Annotated in this window: 15 protein-coding genes; 11 read left to right on the top strand and 4 right to left on the bottom strand. The window is 59.3% G+C overall.

What is annotated here, in order from left to right; all coding sequences use genetic code 11:
- Window positions 1-8 precede the first annotated feature (8 nt).
- The 7 genes from raiA to N3C12_03820 all read left to right on the top strand — a co-directional run bounded on the left by raiA (window position 9) and on the right by N3C12_03820 (window position 7,775).
- Window positions 9-536, top strand: a complete 528-nt coding sequence (gene raiA / locus N3C12_03850) for a ribosome-associated translation inhibitor RaiA (protein MCX8071574.1) — start codon at window positions 9-11, stop codon at window positions 534-536.
- A gap of 27 nt (window positions 537-563) precedes the next feature.
- Complete coding sequence (locus N3C12_03845; protein MCX8071573.1) at window positions 564-1,025, top strand: PTS sugar transporter subunit IIA; 462 nt, start codon at window positions 564-566, stop codon at window positions 1,023-1,025.
- Window positions 1,026-1,084: 59 nt separating this feature from the next.
- Window positions 1,085-1,366, top strand: a complete 282-nt coding sequence (locus N3C12_03840) for an HPr family phosphocarrier protein (GenBank protein MCX8071572.1) — start codon at window positions 1,085-1,087, stop codon at window positions 1,364-1,366.
- A 223-nt stretch (window positions 1,367-1,589) separates the two neighbouring features.
- Window positions 1,590-2,804 carry a methionine adenosyltransferase gene (metK, locus tag N3C12_03835; GenBank protein MCX8071571.1) on the top strand — a complete coding sequence of 405 codons (1,215 nt, stop codon included), beginning with the start codon at window positions 1,590-1,592 and terminating at the stop codon, window positions 2,802-2,804.
- Between the two features lie 128 nt (window positions 2,805-2,932).
- Window positions 2,933-4,207, top strand: coding sequence for an adenosylhomocysteinase (gene ahcY, locus N3C12_03830; GenBank protein MCX8071570.1), 1,275 nt, complete (start codon window positions 2,933-2,935; stop codon window positions 4,205-4,207).
- Window positions 4,208-4,439: 232 nt separating this feature from the next.
- Window positions 4,440-5,858: a hypothetical protein gene (locus N3C12_03825; protein ID MCX8071569.1), complete on the top strand. Its 1,419-nt coding sequence runs from the start codon at window positions 4,440-4,442 to the stop codon at window positions 5,856-5,858.
- A gap of 45 nt (window positions 5,859-5,903) precedes the next feature.
- Entirely contained in the window at window positions 5,904-7,775 is a 1,872-nt protein-coding gene (locus N3C12_03820) for a trypsin-like serine protease (protein MCX8071568.1), read from the top strand.
- A gap of 26 nt (window positions 7,776-7,801) precedes the next feature.
- On the opposite strand, the gene N3C12_03815 is transcribed toward N3C12_03820, so the two are convergent.
- Both N3C12_03815 and N3C12_03810 read right to left on the bottom strand, forming a co-directional pair.
- Window positions 7,802-9,718: a molybdopterin biosynthesis protein gene (locus N3C12_03815; GenBank protein ID MCX8071567.1), complete on the bottom strand. Its 1,917-nt coding sequence runs from the start codon at window positions 9,716-9,718 to the stop codon at window positions 7,802-7,804.
- A 64-nt stretch (window positions 9,719-9,782) separates the two neighbouring features.
- Window positions 9,783-11,501, bottom strand: coding sequence for a matrixin family metalloprotease (locus N3C12_03810; GenBank protein ID MCX8071566.1), 1,719 nt, complete (start codon window positions 11,499-11,501; stop codon window positions 9,783-9,785).
- A 405-nt stretch (window positions 11,502-11,906) separates the two neighbouring features.
- On the opposite strand from N3C12_03810, the gene N3C12_03805 reads away from it, so the two are divergent.
- Window positions 11,907-12,539: an alpha/beta hydrolase gene (locus N3C12_03805; GenBank protein MCX8071565.1), complete on the top strand. Its 633-nt coding sequence runs from the start codon at window positions 11,907-11,909 to the stop codon at window positions 12,537-12,539.
- Window positions 12,539-12,748: an alpha/beta hydrolase gene (locus N3C12_03800; protein ID MCX8071564.1), complete on the top strand. Its 210-nt coding sequence runs from the start codon at window positions 12,539-12,541 to the stop codon at window positions 12,746-12,748. The genes N3C12_03805 and N3C12_03800 overlap by 1 nt, the downstream gene beginning before the upstream one ends.
- Here N3C12_03800 and N3C12_03795 read toward each other — a convergent pair.
- Both N3C12_03795 and N3C12_03790 read right to left on the bottom strand, forming a co-directional pair.
- A complete protein-coding gene (locus N3C12_03795) occupies window positions 12,745-13,962 on the bottom strand; it encodes a molybdopterin molybdotransferase MoeA (GenBank protein ID MCX8071563.1) in 1,218 nt (405 codons plus the stop codon). The genes N3C12_03800 and N3C12_03795 overlap by 4 nt on opposite strands.
- Window positions 13,963-14,079: 117 nt before the next feature.
- Entirely contained in the window at window positions 14,080-14,931 is an 852-nt protein-coding gene (locus N3C12_03790) for a carbon-nitrogen hydrolase family protein (protein MCX8071562.1), read from the bottom strand.
- 271 nt (window positions 14,932-15,202) lie between these two features.
- Between N3C12_03790 and N3C12_03785 the strand changes: the two genes are divergently transcribed.
- Together N3C12_03785 and N3C12_03780 are read left to right on the top strand one after the other, a co-directional pair.
- Window positions 15,203-15,844 carry a transcriptional regulator gene (locus tag N3C12_03785; protein ID MCX8071561.1) on the top strand — a complete coding sequence of 214 codons (642 nt, stop codon included), beginning with the start codon at window positions 15,203-15,205 and terminating at the stop codon, window positions 15,842-15,844.
- A gap of 47 nt (window positions 15,845-15,891) precedes the next feature.
- Window positions 15,892-16,167: a DUF507 family protein gene (locus tag N3C12_03780; GenBank protein ID MCX8071560.1), complete on the top strand. Its 276-nt coding sequence runs from the start codon at window positions 15,892-15,894 to the stop codon at window positions 16,165-16,167.
- Window positions 16,168-16,176 lie beyond the last annotated feature (9 nt).

Genomic DNA, 16,176 nt, shown 5'->3' with positions numbered 1-16,176 from the left:
GGGACATCGTGAACATTACTGTCACGTTCCGGCACGTCAACGTATCCGACGGCTTGCGTAACTACGCGACGCAAAAAGTCGAGCGGCTAAAGAAGTTTGCGCGGCACTTGCTTGATGCCCATGTCATTCTCGCGGTGGAGAAGCAGCGCCATCGTGCCGAGATCGTGGTTACCGGGCGTCACCTTCAAGTGACAGCGGTGGAGGAAACTACCGACCTATACTCGGCGCTTGACCTAGCGCTCGACAAGATCGAGCGGCAGCTTAAGAAATGGGACGAAAAGCGAAAGGACCACAAAGTCTCCCGACTCCCTGAGGTAGCCTCGGTTCGGAAAGGTGAGTCGACACAGCCTGCGGGTGTGCGCGTGACTACACGTCGCATTCCCTTAAAGCCGATGTCGTTGGAAGAGGCCTTGCTGCAGCTTGAGCAATCCAACGAAGACTTTTTTCTTTTCCACGACGAAGCCACAGATTCCGTCTCGATTTTGCACCGCAAGAAGGATGGTGAACTTGCCCTCATCCAACCAGAGCTCGCTTAATCGGTAGACACGCACTGCGGACACTGTATGCGGATCACCGATATTCTCAGTCCGGCTCTGGTTGTCGCAGATCTTCGCGGCAGCACTAAAGATGAGGTTTTGCGCGAGCTCGCCGAAAAGGTGGCCGGCGTTTACCCCAACATCCAAGCAGAGGAGTTGCTGAGTGTTCTGTGGGAAAGGGAACACGGGGGTACGACTGCGATTGGCGATGGCATCGCCATTCCTCATGGCCGGTTAAAAGGCGTGCAGCAAATCATCGCCGCATTTGGCCGCCATCGCGATGGTGTGGATTTTCATTCGATCGATGGCAAGCCGACCCACTTAATTTTTTTGCTGGTCCTACCCGAAGAGTCTATGGGACTTCATCTGAAGGCCTTGGCTCGCGTCTCTCGACTTTTAAAGGACGCAGGCGTTCGCCAAAGACTCCTCGTGGCAAGAGACTCCCTGGAACTTTATGACATCATCCGCCAAGAAGATGAAAAACTCTGAGGTCGAGGGCGAACCCAATCCGTTTCACAGAGAAAGATGCAGCTCGCATTTGCCCGCTGATGGAGCAGCTTGTGCTTACCAAAGTGTTGCCAATCCGGAACCGTCTGGGCCTACATGCCCGGGCAGCCGCGATGCTCGTGCAAACGATTTCCCGATTTGATGCCACAATCAAAGTTTGCAAGGACGGCCAGGTTGTCGACGGCCGTAGCATTCTCGGACTCCTCATGCTTGCTGCCGGACAAGGAACTAGCATTGAGGTTACCGCTGAAGGGCCGCAAGCTCAGGAAGCACTAAACGCCATTGAAGAGCTGCTTGCGCGGGGGTTCGATGAAGCAGAGTGACCCACAGTGGCCCGACGCAAACTGGGGTTGCAAGGGTAAAGGTGGGCAATTTCCTGGTGGCGGAGAAAATCACTTACCATCGGCGGATTCATGAGCTTGGCGCAGCATCGGCCAAAGGGCTGTTCGGCTTGACCAAGGCGCGGCCTCTATATTAAGTGCCTTGCGCATGTAATCCGCTTCTGAACGCAAGATTCCAGGTACGTGAACAAAGAGGGACAGAACGATGGCATTAAAAAATTTCCTATTTACGTCCGAGTCCGTTTCCGAAGGACATCCGGACAAGATGTGCGACCAGATTTCGGACGCCATTCTCGATGCTCTGCTTGCTCACGACCCCTTTAGTCGCGTTGCCTGCGAGAGCCTGGCCAAGACTGGCATGGTCGTGGTCGCGGGCGAGATTACAACGAACGCGCAGGTTCCTTATGCGGAAATTGTGCGAGAAACCATTCGGGAGATCGGGTACACCTCCTCTGAAATGGGCTTTGATGCCAACACGTGTGCCATCCTCACGGCCATCGATCGACAGTCCCCTGATATCGACCTCGGAGTGAGCGAGCGTGAAGGGAAGGAGCAAGGAGCGGGCGATCAAGGCTTGATGTTTGGTTTCGCTTGCGATGAGACCCCAGAACTCATGCCCCGCCCAATCATGCTTGCCCACCAACTGGTGCAGCACCTGGCAGCATTGCGAAAGACGGGCCGGTACCCATTCATTTACCCTGACGCAAAATCACAGGTCACGGTAGAGTACCGCGATGGCAGGCCGTGCCGTGTCGACGCAGTCGTTGTATCCACCCAGCACAGCGAGAACGTCAGCTACAACACCCTGCGCGAATTTGTCACGGAGGAGGTCATCAAAAAAGTCCTCCCGCCCGAACTGGTGGATGAGAAGACCAAGATCCACGTGAACCCGACGGGCCGCTTCGTCATTGGCGGTCCGATGGGTGACTGTGGGCTCACTGGGAGAAAAATCATTGTGGACACGTACGGGGGCTACGGCCGGCACGGCGGTGGCGCCTTCTCAGGTAAGGATCCCACCAAGGTGGACCGCAGTGCGGCATACATGGCGCGCTACATTGCGAAGAACATTGTCGCGGCCGGCCTTGCCAGGAAATGTGAGGTCCAGCTCGCGTATGCCATCGGTCTTGCGGACCCCATCTCGGTGCTCGTGGACACGTTCGGCACTGGCGAGGTGTCCGATGACAGGCTGGCGAAACTCGTCCGCGAATACTTCGAACTGAAGCCTCGAGACATCATTCAGACGCTCGATCTGCGACGCCCAATTTACAAGCGTACGGCTGCGTACGGGCACTTTGGCCGTCAACCGGAAGACGGTTTCTTCACTTGGGAGCGCGAGGATCGGGCCGATGAGTTACGGCGTGCCGTCGGAGCGCCAGCGCGCCTGGTAAGTCAGCAGCTCTCGACGCAACCCGTGGCGTAAGAGCTCGTACGGTACCCCCTCCAACCTCTAAGGGGAACCTGCGAAGGTTCCCTTGCGTTCTCTGGGGCAGTGAATCTAGCTCCGAAAGGACACTGTTGGCCGATTTGGATCTTCACAAAGGAGTTTGCATGCCGAGTAAGCAGTATGACGTAAAAGACCTCAAACTTGCCTCCCTCGGAAAGCGACGCATCGAATGGGCGGATCAGCAGATGCCCGTGTTGCGCCGCATTCGCGATCGTTTCGCCAAGGAGAAACCGCTCCGCGGAGTCACGCTCGGTGCGTGCCTCCATGTGACCACAGAAACAGCCAACTTGATGCGAACCTTGAAAGCAGGTGGAGCGTCGGTTGCTCTGTGCGCGTCAAACCCGCTGTCGACCCAAGACGACGTTGCCGCAGCGCTCGTGAAGTACGAGGAGATTCCTGTTTACGCACTGCGCGGGGAGGACAACAAGACTTACTACAACCATCTACGAGCGGTGCTCGAACGGCGTCCGGACATCACCATGGACGATGGGGCCGACCTCGTTACCCTCCTGCACACTGAGTTTGCGGCACAAGCAGCTCAGGTACGAGCCAGCATGGAGGAGACCACCACCGGGGTCATCCGGCTGCGGGCGATGGAGCGCGACGGCGCCCTGAAGATTCCCGTGATTGCAGTGAACGACGCCGACACCAAGCACCTTTTCGATAACCGCTACGGTACCGGTCAGTCTACTATTGATGGTATCCTTCGGGCCACAAATATCCTGCTTGCCGGCCGCACCGTGGTCGTCGCTGGGTATGGGTGGTGCGGCAAAGGAGTTGCCGCACGTGCCCGTGGCATGGGCGCGCGGGTCATCATCACCGAAGTAGAACCGATTCGCGCGTTGGAAGCGGCGATGGACGGTTTTAGCGTGATGCCAATGAAAGAGGCCGCGAAGGTTGGCGACATCTTCATTACGCTCACTGGCGACAAACACGTTCTCCGCGAGGAGCACTTCCTGTCGCTCAAGGATGGAGCAATTCTGGCGAACTCCGGTCACTTCGACATCGAGATCGACCTAAAGGCTCTGCGCAAGCTCTCGCAGCGCGTGCAGAAGGACGTGCGACCGAATGTCGATGGCTTCTTACTGCGCAACGGCCGTTGGGTTTACGTGATCGGCGAGGGACGGCTGGTCAACTTAGCCGCTGCCGAGGGGCATCCAGCCGCAGTCATGGATATGAGTTTTGCCACTCAGGCGCTTTGCGCGGAGTGGGTTGCCCGCATCAGCAGAAATGGCGGCTTAGAAGTCCGCGTGCACCCCGTGCCTAAACACGTAGAGGACATTGTCGCCTCTTTGAAACTCGATAGCATGGGCATTCGGATCGATCGGCTCACCCCCGAACAGCGCGCCTACTTATCGTCTTGGAGCGAGGGCACCTGATCCGGCGCAGGGTGCGCCGCACGCCTAGGCAAAGCGCACGCAGGCGGGTCGCAGTGGACCAGGCCTTCGACCCGAGGGGCCTGCTCTCCGCTGCGGCACAGGCCATTTTTGGTTGCGTGCTGCGGTCAGAGTCAGCATACTGACTATATGGATTCGTCTACCGCCAGCGCTCCTCGTGCCCGGTTGGGATCAGTGATTGGCTGCGTGCAGGGCACTTAAGCGATCCGCCGGGATGCGACAGAAGTCTTTCTCCAGCCTCTGCGGAGCTGATCGTGCACAGGCATTGTGCGACACAGGGAGTTTACGCACCGTTTGGGCGCGGCAGCACAGCCCATTGATTCTCGCCACCGGGCGGATTTTCGGGAAAGAGACTTTGTTGGCCCTCTTGGACGGGCACGTTCGCGGCGGAACCCTCGGAGTCGAGGAGGCTACCGCCCTCACCCAATTCCTTCGCGGCTCACTGGCTGCGGCCGAACCGTCGTCGGAATGGACGCCGTTAATTCTTGGGCTGGATACAGGAGGCGTTCGGGTGGAAGAGGGGCCCCGGGCGCTGGCCGCCACCTCTGCAGCTGGCGTACTGTTGGCAGAGCGGTCGCTACGCGGAGGGCCGACGATTGCTTTCATTTCGGGTCCCCGCGGTTGCTTTGGCGCTCCCGCGGTAATGGCTGCGTTGCCAGACCGCCTCGTGATGATGGAGGGAACACACTGGGGACTGACGGGTCCGAAACTCTTTTCGGCGGTTGACCCGGAAGCGACAGAAACCGAAGGACTTCAGACCACCTCAGCAGCGGAGCGCCGATTCCAAGGTGACGTTTCGGAAGTCCTGCCTGACAACGCCCAGTCGTTGCGGGAAGCCTTGGGCCGCTGCTGCGAGGAGCTGCAAGGATTGGCTCGCGTGCCTCTCGTAGATCGCGTCCAGCAGGCAGCCGAATGGCTGCGAGAGCGCCAACGTCGTTGGGCAGCCACAGGGGAAAGGCCTGCGGAGCCTAGGCGACGGCGGCGTGACCTCCTTCGTTATTCCTTTCGGGGCCAGTGGCGTCCGACAGAAGCAGTTGCGCACGGTGGCTTGGTCCAAGCCGCCTGGGGAATATTGGAAGAGCTGCCAGCCCTTGGGATCATCGTGGGGCCAGCCGCGGATGAGCGAGGCGGAATTGGGATTGTCGAGGCAACCACCATCGTGGAAAAGCTTCGCACTTGTGCTGGAATCGCACCGCCCGCTCACGCCATTGTCGCCAACTTTGTCTTCTGCCAAGGCCACATCGTTGATCTAAAGCAAGAACGGTTTGGCTTACCCAAGGTCCTCGCCGAGTGCCTTCGGGCATATGTGGCTACACGGCTCTCTGGCCACACAATTTTCACCGTTCTAGGAGGCGGAACTTACGGCGCTGCGTACCTTAGTTTGGCAGCTCCTAGCCACCGCATCTTTGCCATCCGGGGCACCCAACTGGCACCGATGGCGCCGGCAGTGCTCAAAGCGTTTCGCAGTATCCGGGGTACGAGTTCGGCTGCCCGCGGTGAGCAAGCAGTTGCCGAGTGGATTCCAGAAGTGACTCTGGTGGATAGCGTGATTCGGTTACCGCGTGTCCTGAAGGCCGCTCTGGAAGAACTTCGCAAACCGAAGTCGAGCAGCCAACGTACGTGCGCGGCATAACGGCTGAGAAACGCGAGCAAACCAGCAACAGGAGGGACGACTCGGATGCCGAGTAAGCAAAACACAATTGCCGCGGGAAAAGTCGCAACCTTGACCCTTCTGTTGGTTGCGCTGTGGTGCGGTGGCAGCACCAGGGCATTCACAATCGGGTCTGAAAGTCCCATTGTAAATGGCCTGGCGACCGAGAACTATCCGCCAGTTGGGGCGCTACTCTTTAGCCAACTGGGCTCGCCCACAACTGCAGTCGGAATTTGCACGGGTACGCTGATTGGCTGCCAGACGTTCGCCACGGCTGCGCACTGTGTCTGCGACACCGTGGGTGCCAACTGCCAACCTGGGCAGCCCGGCGCTCCGAATCCGTCACAGTACTTTGTGTTTCTTCCTCATGTGGGGGTAATTCCCGTGCAAAGCATCGCCGTGCGCAGCGATTTCGACTTCCCCAAGGGAGACGTCGCGATCCTCCGCCTCGATGCACCGGCAGGGAATATCCGACCAGCGCGAATCAACACCCAGGCATCGCCACCGAATGGCACGCCAGGCACCATTGTCGGCTACGGACTCACCGGCGGCGGCAAGACCGACTATGGAATCAAACGGTATGGCAACGTGGTCACGACCGAGTGCACCAATGGCATTTCGTCGCAGACGTCGGTTTGTTGGGCGTTCCGCTCTCCCCTAGGCGATCCAGCCACGAACTCGAACACCTGCAACGGGGACTCCGGTGGGCCCCTGTTCGTGGACTTTGGCACTGGCCCGTTGCTAGCTGGTATCGCGTCAGGAGGAACGAGCGAGGGCTGCCTTCCACCTGACGACAGTTACGACGCCAACGTGTACAACTACAGGTCGTGGATCGAGACGCAAGCTGGCAGTGACCTGAATGCCACAGCGTGCGGAAGCGAAGCACAGGTGGGCGATCCCGAGGTTACCGTTCTAGCGTTCACCGCGACAGCCAGTACCGGCCAGGGCGTAACTTACGACTTCGAGGTTCCGCCACAAACGGTGGAACTTCGGGTGACCTCCAATGCAACGCGCGATTTCGATCTATACGTGCGCAGCGCTCCCGGTGTCACGCGAGAGGCCTACGATTGTAAGGACGACGGAAGCAGCCCCATGGCGGCTTGCCGCTTCCCGTCACCCACCAACGGACCTTGGTCTGCACTCGTGTACCCTTACGGGGGCAGCGGTGCGTATCAAATCACGATCACGATGATCCCCGCGACATGTCAGGGCGCGGCCGACGGATCTCCCTGCGACGACGACAATGATTGCACGGAGAACGATCAGTGCCGGTCGGGTACGTGCGTGGGCACACCGCGCCCGGACGGAAGCCCGTGTTTCGATGGCAATCGGTGCACGAATCCGGATCAGTGCGCCAGTGGCGTTTGCGTGGGTGGCAGCAGCCCTCAGACCGGATGCAAGCGTGTGACTGTTGCAGGGGGAAGCATGCTTCGCATTGGAACGCCGAGTAACCGCCCTCCGTCGCTGGTCTGGCGATGGAGTCGCGGGCAAAGTACGGATCCAGTATTGTTCGGCGATCCGCGGGGTGCCACGGATTTCGACGTCTGCCTCTACGTGGATCAAGGTGGTCAACCAACCTTGTTGTGGGAAAAGAACGTCTCGCCAGGTGGATTCTGCGGACGCAATCGCCCTTGTTGGGTGCAAACAGGCAAAGGTTTCCGTTACACGAATCGCAGTGGAGCTCCCCTTGGCGTAACCCGGCTACAGCTCACCGGCGGGACGGAGGGCAACGCCAGCATTCTGTTCAAGGCTGGTACCACGAATTTCTTACCCCCGGGGCTACCCATTGCACTCCCGGCAAAAATTCAACTGGTGAACGACTACGCTTGTTGGGAGGCCGACTTTTCCGCAGCTATCAGAAACGACGCGGGAACGTTTCGGGCTCGCTCCGATCCGTAGCCACGCCCAGAATTCGCCGTGCAACGCTATTTCCACTCTCGGACCGTTCCCGCCATGCTCACGTCGTACCCTTCGAGTCTACTTACAAGCCGCTTAAACGTTTCCGAGCGTAGCGCAGCGAACAACTGCTGCCCGCGCTCACTGCGGTAAAAATCTCGGCGAAACACCAGATCATATTCTTCCCGTTCCAAGGGAACGAAATCGAGGCCGAGGTCGAGCGCCGCGGTCCGCAGCCCGAGGGCACAATCCGCAAGGCCGCTGGCAACGCTCACTGCCACAGCCATGTGGGAGAACTCCTCTCGCTCGTATCCGCGGACGGATCGAGGGTCGATCCCTTCTTTTCTGAGAAGTACGTCCAGCAACACACGTGTTCCCGCCCCGGGCTGGCGGTTTACGAACCGCACATCAGGCCGTGCCAGATCTTTGACCCCGCAAATGCCTTTTGGGTTTCCTGAGGCAACGATCAAGCCCTGCTCACGCACCGCTAAACGCACAACAACCGCAAGTTTGCGTCCGACCACTCGCTCGACATCGACGAGGTTGTAGGTGCCGCTCTCAGGATCCAGTAAATGGCTTCCCGCCACGTGCGTCTCCCCGCGGGCCAATGCGATCAAGCCAGCAAGGCTGCCTACGTTGGAGCACGCCAGCCGTAACTCGGGGTGGGCTTGCTTCAAGACATCCTCCAACAGTCCCAGGGTCAAATCATGACTGCCTGTGACCAAGATGGTGCCCTCGATTTCCGCCCAGTCACGAAGGAGTTCTACACGCACCTTGGCGCCAGCCTCGACGCCTTCACTATCCGACGGGATGCGCAGAAAGCCGTCTGCCCGCACCAGCGTACTGATTGCGCCTGCGCCCCGTGGCAAGGGGAGGGCGATAACCTTTTTGCCAACGGTGCCCAGAGTCACCCGAACAAATTCCTCGATCCCTAGCTTCGACGGAACCTTGCGCGGGGACACAGCATCAATTTGAGGAACCGACGAGGGTGCTAAACCCAACCCCTGGTACACTAAAGGTCGCAACACTTGCAAAGCGACGATCGCGGCCGACACCGGATACCCTGGAAGCCCAACAACGGGTTTCGACTGCACTCGTGCACAGATCGCCGGTTTTCCGGGCATAATGTCAATGCCGTGGACCAAGACCTCACCTGCCTGGCGCAGGGTTTCGACCGTGTGATCCCTTTCCCCGGCGGATGACCCAGCAATGAAAACCACAACGTCGTGATCGAGAACGCTGCGTTCCAAAATGGAGCGCAATGCCTCAGGGTCGTCTGGCACTGGAGGATAGCGGCTCGGCTCGGCTCCCCATTCCTGGAGGAATGCAGCCGTCATTCGCGAGTTGAACTCGATGATCGTCCCTGGAGCGAGCAGTTCTCCAGGTTCCACCAACTCGTTGCCCGTCGGAATAATGGCAACCTTCGGCTTTCGGGCAACTGACACCTGGAGGTGGCCCGCAGCAAGCAGCGCCCCAATGTCGTACGGGCGAATCCGATGGCCACGCGGCAGTAAGAGTTCGCTGGCGACGATGTCTTCCCCCACAATCCGTACGTGCTGCCAAGGGCTCGCCGCCTGACGAATTTCCACCTCCACGTTGCCGACCGGCACCACGTGCTCGATCATGATCACCGCATCTGCCCAGGCAGGGAGCGGCTGCCCGGTATCGACAAAGCAAAACCCGCGCTCGTCTGCCCCCATTTGGAGCCGCACCGGTTGCGCCTCGGTGGCCCCGAACGTGTCTTCGGCTCTAACGGCAATCCCATCCATAGCGGCGGCGTGATAGTGGGGCACGGAGATCATCGCGAAGACTGGCTCAGCCAGCACTCGGCCCAGGCTAGACTCTACCGGCACGCATTCTGCCACTGGTTTGAGACCCGCCTGCTTTAGAAGCGCATCCACGGCCTCACGGAGGCTCCGTTTTCGAAGAAACCGTACTCGCGACATACAAGCAGCTCATCGCAAACCGCCGACTTGCTGCCAAGAGAATCGCGCCAGCGGAAATTGTCCGCTAACACCCCTCAAACAGTCGGTTGACGGCGAGGAGAATTTCCTCAACGGTGATGCTGCCGTTGCGGTTGGCATCGCCAGCACGGCATTGCGACAGCTCCACCAATTCCATGGCTACCCTTACCATCCGTACCACCTCGTCAATCGTCACCCTTCCAGACTCGTCGCAATCGCCAACGCATCCCCCTCGTGCCGTCGGCGTCGGCGTTTGCCCAACGGTCACTGTAGTCGAGGGCACGGTGCCGTCCCTGGTGGGAGTCGCCGTCACAACTTGAGCCGCGGTAGAAGTCGAGGTTGGTGTTCGAGTAACACACGGGACCGTAGGTATCGCGGTGCCTGTCGGCATCCCTGCGCCCGTTGGCGTGGGCGTGCAGCTCGGAAGAGGCGTGCCAGGCGGCAACGACTCATGATCCACCGGAATGGTGAAAAAGCGGGTGTGCGCTGAGCAGGCTGCATCTTCGGCCATCACGAAGAAGTACGGGGTGGGCAGCGGAGTCGGAGGCGGCGGTACATTGCGACTCCAACACTGGCACGCAGGCAAACTACCGTGGAGACGGCCGTCATCGTCGAGTCGCAATCCACAATAGTCCGAGCGAGTGAGATTCCACTTCACCGGCGGTGCCGCCGTCTCCACACGAAACACATGATTGTAAGGCGTTCCAATCATCGCGGGAGGCAATAGAACGTCTCCCAAGATAGAGAGGGGAGGCGGCAGCGGATAGAGAAAACGCAAAGCGTCGATGTCGTCTTCCCGCAAACTTGCGCAACGCCCATCAAAGTGCGCCTGGACATACATGGTTGCGTCACGTAGCCTGCTGCTCGGCTCTGGCACCCGTTCCGAAGAGTGACCGAGGCCGATCGCATGGCCAAGCTCGTGGGCCGCAATCTCGGCTAGGTTGCATGGGTTCCACACTTCGCACCCACCCCACCCGTCGGCGAAGGAGAGAGTGGCACAACGGATCCGTGCAAAATTTTGCCCGTTCAGGATCTTGCTTTCGTTCGAAGTCGCTCGGTAACTGGTCAAGGCAAGGATTCCCCGACAGTCGATCGGATCCGGAATCGCGTTGTCGGGATCTCGAAATCGGACCTTGAATGGCTGCCCCGATGGATCCGGACAAGAGCTATCAAGGCTTTGCAGATCGCCTCCGTCGAGGAGCTCTAACGAGGCATCGTCTTGTCGACTCCAGGCGCTTAACCCTTGGAGCACCGCGCTTCGAGCCGCAGTGGGCCCCAGAATGCCATCTCCCCGAGGGTCGATGGCAAAGGGAACCCCGATGCCCAAATCGCTTTCGAATAAACGCGCGAGTGGCCGCGCGAGCTGGAACCGTGCCCCAACAGACGGAGCAAGCCACTCTCGGCGGAACACAGGAACAACAACGGACGGGCGAGCTTGTTGCGCCTCGCGCCAAAATTCTTCCCAGGTCCACCGTGCTGTGCCGTCGATGCCAGGTGCACCGATAATGAGAACGGCAGACTCTTTGCGACGCGCATCGATGTCGCCCGAAAGAGCGACAGAGAAAACGCCAAGTTCCAATTGGAGAGGCTCCCAAGCACCATTGATTCGGCGCGTAAACAGCAAGACATAGGTCGCCCCCACCTCAAGGTCAGGGATCCCTGAGGTCACTTCGATTTCACCGTCTCGCTCACCACCAGGCAACTCTAGGATGAGCGGGCTCGGCAACGGTGCGGCAAGAACCTCCTGCAAAATTTCCAAACTCACCCTCGTGTAAAGGCTCCCGCCAGGTCTTCGGAAACTTTCCTTAACCGTCACTCGGACGAGCGCCGCTGCTTGCGCATGCTGCCAGAGTGCACCCACAGGCACAGGGACAACCGCCGAACCAAGCCCAGCGCGGGGCGCGAGTGCCGACCAGAAAGCCAACGCGATGACGCATGATGCGCACCAAGAATCTCGGCGAGCTCTCGATTGCCCTCCGTCGACTGGCAACTCTCGCCTCCAGTTATCCCACCTGGGTTGCTTGGACGTACCGAGGCTCACTGCTGGAGGTAGCCTAGTCATCACGTTCTCATTACACCGTTAGTCATGAGCTCAAAAGGCACATGGTACGCTGGCGAAGTGAAGGGGGTTCGGCACCTATGAGTGTCGAGGGACGACGCAGCCTTCCACGTGGCAGAACTGGGACTAGGGGATCGACTCGCCCTATGTCTGCACGGCTTTCCGGAGTGCTGGTACCCCTGGCGGTACCAAATGCCGTTGCTGGCCGAGCTTGGTTTTCGGGTCTGGGCACCAGACCTGCGAGGCTACGGGGGGAGTGTTCGCCCACCGCGGGTTCAGGACTATGCGATTGAATGCTCGCAGCACGACGTTTGCACTCTCGTCGATGCGAGCCGCTGCGAGGCAACATTGCTCTTAGGCCATGACTGGGGTGCGCTGATCGCTTGGTACTTTGCCATGCGCTGGCTTCGCCCTCTGGACGGCCTGGTGATCCTAAACTTGCCCCATCCTGGGGTGATGGAGCGCGCCCTCTGGGGAAAACAACTTCTTCGCTCGTGGTACGTATTATTTTTCCAGTTACCTTGGCTACCGGAGTGGGCTCTTGCCGCGTTTGACTTTCTGGCGATTCGCCAGGCTTTCATCCGGATGAGCCGCAACCCAGCGCGATTTCCACCCGAAGTCGTCGGTGTTTACCTTCAGTATGCGGCGATCCCGGGTGCCCTGACCGCCATGCTGAATTACTACAGGGCGTTGCTACGCGGCAGCGCAAGTTGGGGTATCCTCAAATCGAGGTTCCCACCCTGATGATTTGGCGAGAAGAAGACGATGCATTGGGCAAAGAAACCACCTTCGGGACCGACCAATTCGTTCAAAGTCTGGAACTCCACTATCTATCCGGCGTGTCTCACTGGGTGCAGCAAGAAGCACCGGAGCAGGTGAACTCCATTCTAGAGAACTGGCTGAAAGCCCAAGAGCTGCTCGCTGCGTCCGGCGGTAGGGCAGCGGATCCTTAAAGCAAGAGGACTTCGACCTCGGTACCTGCTTCGAGTCCTTCAGCATAGGCGGGGACGGCCACTAGCCCGTCGGCATGAATCAAGTTGAAGACCGACGCGGACTTTCCAGGCATTGGAACCGCGCGCCGAAGTCCGTTGGTTTCCTCCAGCTTGACACGGACATAATCCTCCCGTCCGGGAGCGGAGGCGATCGGCTCGCTTAGGATTGCACGAACTCGGCTTTTAGGCTGGAAAACACGCTCTGGTCGCTCCCCGCCAAGCACGCGTACAAGTGGAGCTGCATACAGCAGCCCGATGACTAACGCCGACATGGGGTGTCCGGGAATACCCAAAATCGGTTTCTTCATCGCGAACGCAAGAATTGTCGGTTTACCCGGCGCAATGGAGATCCCATGAAAAGCCACCGATGCTCCGGGCAAAGATGCAATGCTCGCAAGAGTGATGTCCTTCGTCCCAACGGAGCTGCCACCCGACAACATGACCGCATCGTGCGACTCGAGCGCCTTCGCCAGGCTGCGGGAAAACAATTCCGCGTCGTCGCGAATGACGCCGTAATCAGTCACTGCTGCGCCGGCATCCTCCAGGACGGGCACCAGCGCGTACTCATTGATGTTGCGGACCTGTCCGGGCTTGGGCTTGGCGTCAGGCGGGACGATTTCGTCGCCTGTGGAGATCAGGGCGACACGTGGTTTACGGAAGACGCGCACGTGGGTAACCCCAGTACCCGTTAATCCTCCGAGATCGAAGGAGCGTAAACGCCAACCCTTATCGAATAGTAAGCAACCCCGTCTTACATCTTCGCCCACCCGCTGAACATTCTCCCAGGGTGCCACCCCACGGCGCACTTCCGCCGTCGCGTCGCCTAGCTCCTCCGTGTACTCGATCATCACTACGGCGTCCGCACCCGGAGGCAGCATCCCACCAGTGCTAATGCGCATGGCTTCCCCTTGGTGGATAGGGCGCCTCACCGTTTTTCCCATCTCCACTGAGCCAACAACGCGCAGGTAAACGGGCTGACTTTCGGAAGCGCCGAAGGTGTCCGCAGCGCGCACTGCGTAACCGTCCATCACTGCACGATCAAAATGCGGAACATCTGCCCGCGCTTTCACTGCGGCGGCAAGCACACGGCCCGCAGCATTTTTGACGTGGATGAGCTCCGTGTCGCGGATCGGCCGAATCCCAGCGATCAATGCCCGAGCTCGATCAGTGGGCACCACGCGGAAAAAGCCTTTCCGCCCAGAAGAGGGTCTGTTCGTCCGCTCCACGACCCGAGTGTGTTAGCAACGCCTTCCTTCGGGGCCAATCCAGGCGCCTGAGTTTTTGGGCGTCGCTCATGCCTCATCCCGGAGCCGTCGGTGACGCAGCGCTGGCAACTGCCTCCGGACTGATTCGAGGTAATCATGATCCACCTCAGCATAGACGACACATTCCTGGTCCCGCGCCTGCGCCAACAGCACTCCCCATGGATCCACCACACAAGAGTGGCCGTAGTTCTCCACCCCACCCTCGCCCCGGCCAATCTGATTCGGGGCCACTAAGTAAACTTGGTTCTCAATGGCTCGAGCCCGCACCAGCGGTTCCCAGTGCGCTGCTCCGGTGACAAAGGTGAAAGCAGACGGCAAGAGAATAATCTCCGCCCCCTTTGCCGCTTGCGCACGAAACAACTCGGGGAAACGCAAATCGTAACAAATGGCGATCCCAAGGTTTCCCAAGGGAGTGCAGGCCACAACGACGTCATTTCCTGCCGAGCGACGAGCAGATTCTTGGATCTCCACACGCCCCCGAACATGCACGTCGAATAAATGGATTTTCCGATAGCGAGCGACGACTTCACCGGCCGGATCGAGCAGCACACTGGTATTGAACGGCAACCTGGCGTCGGCTTGCTCCAAGATAGAGCCTGCAAGCAAGTAGATACCGAGATCACGCGCTAAGCGCCCCATGCGAGTCACCGCTGGGCCTGGAATCGGCTCCGCAGCATCTCGCTCTTGTTCAGGTAAACCACGCCAAAAAAACACTTCCGGGAGAACTACAAGACGGGCCCCAGCCCGCGCCGCCTCGCGAATAAATCCCTCCGCCTTGTCGAGGTTTTGTTGCTTATCGCTCGAGGCGTTCAACTGAACCGCCGCAACAACGAAGCGCCGAATTTCCGCCACGGCAACCGACGCTACCCGCGGCAACACGTGCCTGCAAGCCGTAGCACTGGTGATCCTCGCCACCACACCTGCGGGCTCACTCGACTGAGGACCGTTGGGTATGCCCTTCGCTGTTAGGTCCAGAAACCCGAAAGACCATCGGGAGCGAGTGAAAAAGCCGTCTCGATTGCTCACCCGTTCCCCGGCTCCGCTGAGGTGTCTTCCTCATATGCCAGGCGGGGCCATGGGAAGGCACCTGTTGCATCGGCAAGGGAGCGTGTGATAGCGGCTCAACTCGGTCTGAACAGCGTCGAATGTTATGGCACGAATCATCAAGCGCTACGGCAACCGCAAGCTTTACGATACTTCAACGAGTCGGTACGTCACCCTCGAGGGGATCGCTCGCCTGGTACGCGCGGGAGAAGATGTGCGTGTGGTGGACAACGAAACTGGCGAGGATCTGACCGCGGTGACCTTTGCCCAGATCATTTTTGAGGAGCAGAAAAAACCGCGCCCGTTAGTCGCCATTCCGGTGTTGCGCTGGCTGATTCAGCAAGGTGGCGAGGCACTGCAAGAGCTGCGGTCCAGCGTAGAGCGAGGGCGGGAAGCGATCGAGGAATTTGCGCATCGGAGCATGCAGCAGTTCACGGCTGCTACGGACGCGCGTGCCGCAGCCGGCAAAAAGCTGCTAGAGGAACTTCTCGAGGTGCCGCAGAAGCAGCTTGAATTGCTGCAACAGCGAATCGACGCCCAGGTGCGAGCGTCAGTGGAAAAACTCGCCGCCCACCCAGCCGTCCGCAAAGAGCTCAATCGAATTGAGGAAAGCCTGCACGCAGTTGAGCGGAAGCTCGCACGCCTCCGAGCGAAGTCTGGGAGGGCGGATGAGCACGAGTCAACGTCGGCGGCGAGTGGCCGCAAGCGCGCCGTTGCAAAACGCAAATCTCACGCGAAGGCACGCTAGCTTAGGCGCGGCTTGTCAGCATTGCACTGTTCCCGTAAACAAGAGTCATGCGAGTCAAACCGGGCCAGGTGCAAGCGCTTGCCCAAGCGATCGTGAGAGCCTTAACGGACCGTGACTTGATTCTGCCCAAGACAGACCCGCTTACAATCCAGCAGCGCGTCGCTGACCTGCTATACCAAAATTTTGAGGAGGAGGCTGCGCTAGAACGCGAGGCTGAGGAAATGGCAGAACAATACGTACGAGGTCGCGAAGACCTAGATCGGCGCAAGCTCGTCCTCGGCATCAAGGAGCGACTCGCTCGCGAACGCGGCTTTGTGCTGTGACGAGGTGAC

This window comes from Candidatus Binatia bacterium (assembly GCA_026415395.1).
GTDB lineage: Bacteria > Desulfobacterota > Binatia > HRBIN30 > HRBIN30 > HRBIN30.
The sequence above is the reverse complement of the archived record's forward strand: the minus strand, read 5'-3'. Positions and strand labels throughout refer to the sequence as shown.

Coding starts and splice junctions, on each gene's coding strand:
- N3C12_03845 (MCX8071573.1), top strand. CDS start 564: ATGCGGATCACCGATATTCTCAGTCCGGCTCTGGTTGTCGCAGATCTT.
- N3C12_03840 (MCX8071572.1), top strand. CDS start 1,085: ATGGAGCAGCTTGTGCTTACCAAAGTGTTGCCAATCCGGAACCGTCTG.
- metK (MCX8071571.1), top strand. CDS start 1,590: ATGGCATTAAAAAATTTCCTATTTACGTCCGAGTCCGTTTCCGAAGGA.
- ahcY (MCX8071570.1), top strand. CDS start 2,933: ATGCCGAGTAAGCAGTATGACGTAAAAGACCTCAAACTTGCCTCCCTC.
- N3C12_03825 (MCX8071569.1), top strand. CDS start 4,440: ATGCGACAGAAGTCTTTCTCCAGCCTCTGCGGAGCTGATCGTGCACAG.
- N3C12_03820 (MCX8071568.1), top strand. CDS start 5,904: ATGCCGAGTAAGCAAAACACAATTGCCGCGGGAAAAGTCGCAACCTTG.
- N3C12_03815 (MCX8071567.1), bottom strand. CDS start 9,718: ATGTCGCGAGTACGGTTTCTTCGAAAACGGAGCCTCCGTGAGGCCGTG.
- N3C12_03800 (MCX8071564.1), top strand. CDS start 12,539: ATGATTTGGCGAGAAGAAGACGATGCATTGGGCAAAGAAACCACCTTC.
- N3C12_03785 (MCX8071561.1), top strand. CDS start 15,203: ATGGCACGAATCATCAAGCGCTACGGCAACCGCAAGCTTTACGATACT.
- N3C12_03780 (MCX8071560.1), top strand. CDS start 15,892: ATGCGAGTCAAACCGGGCCAGGTGCAAGCGCTTGCCCAAGCGATCGTG.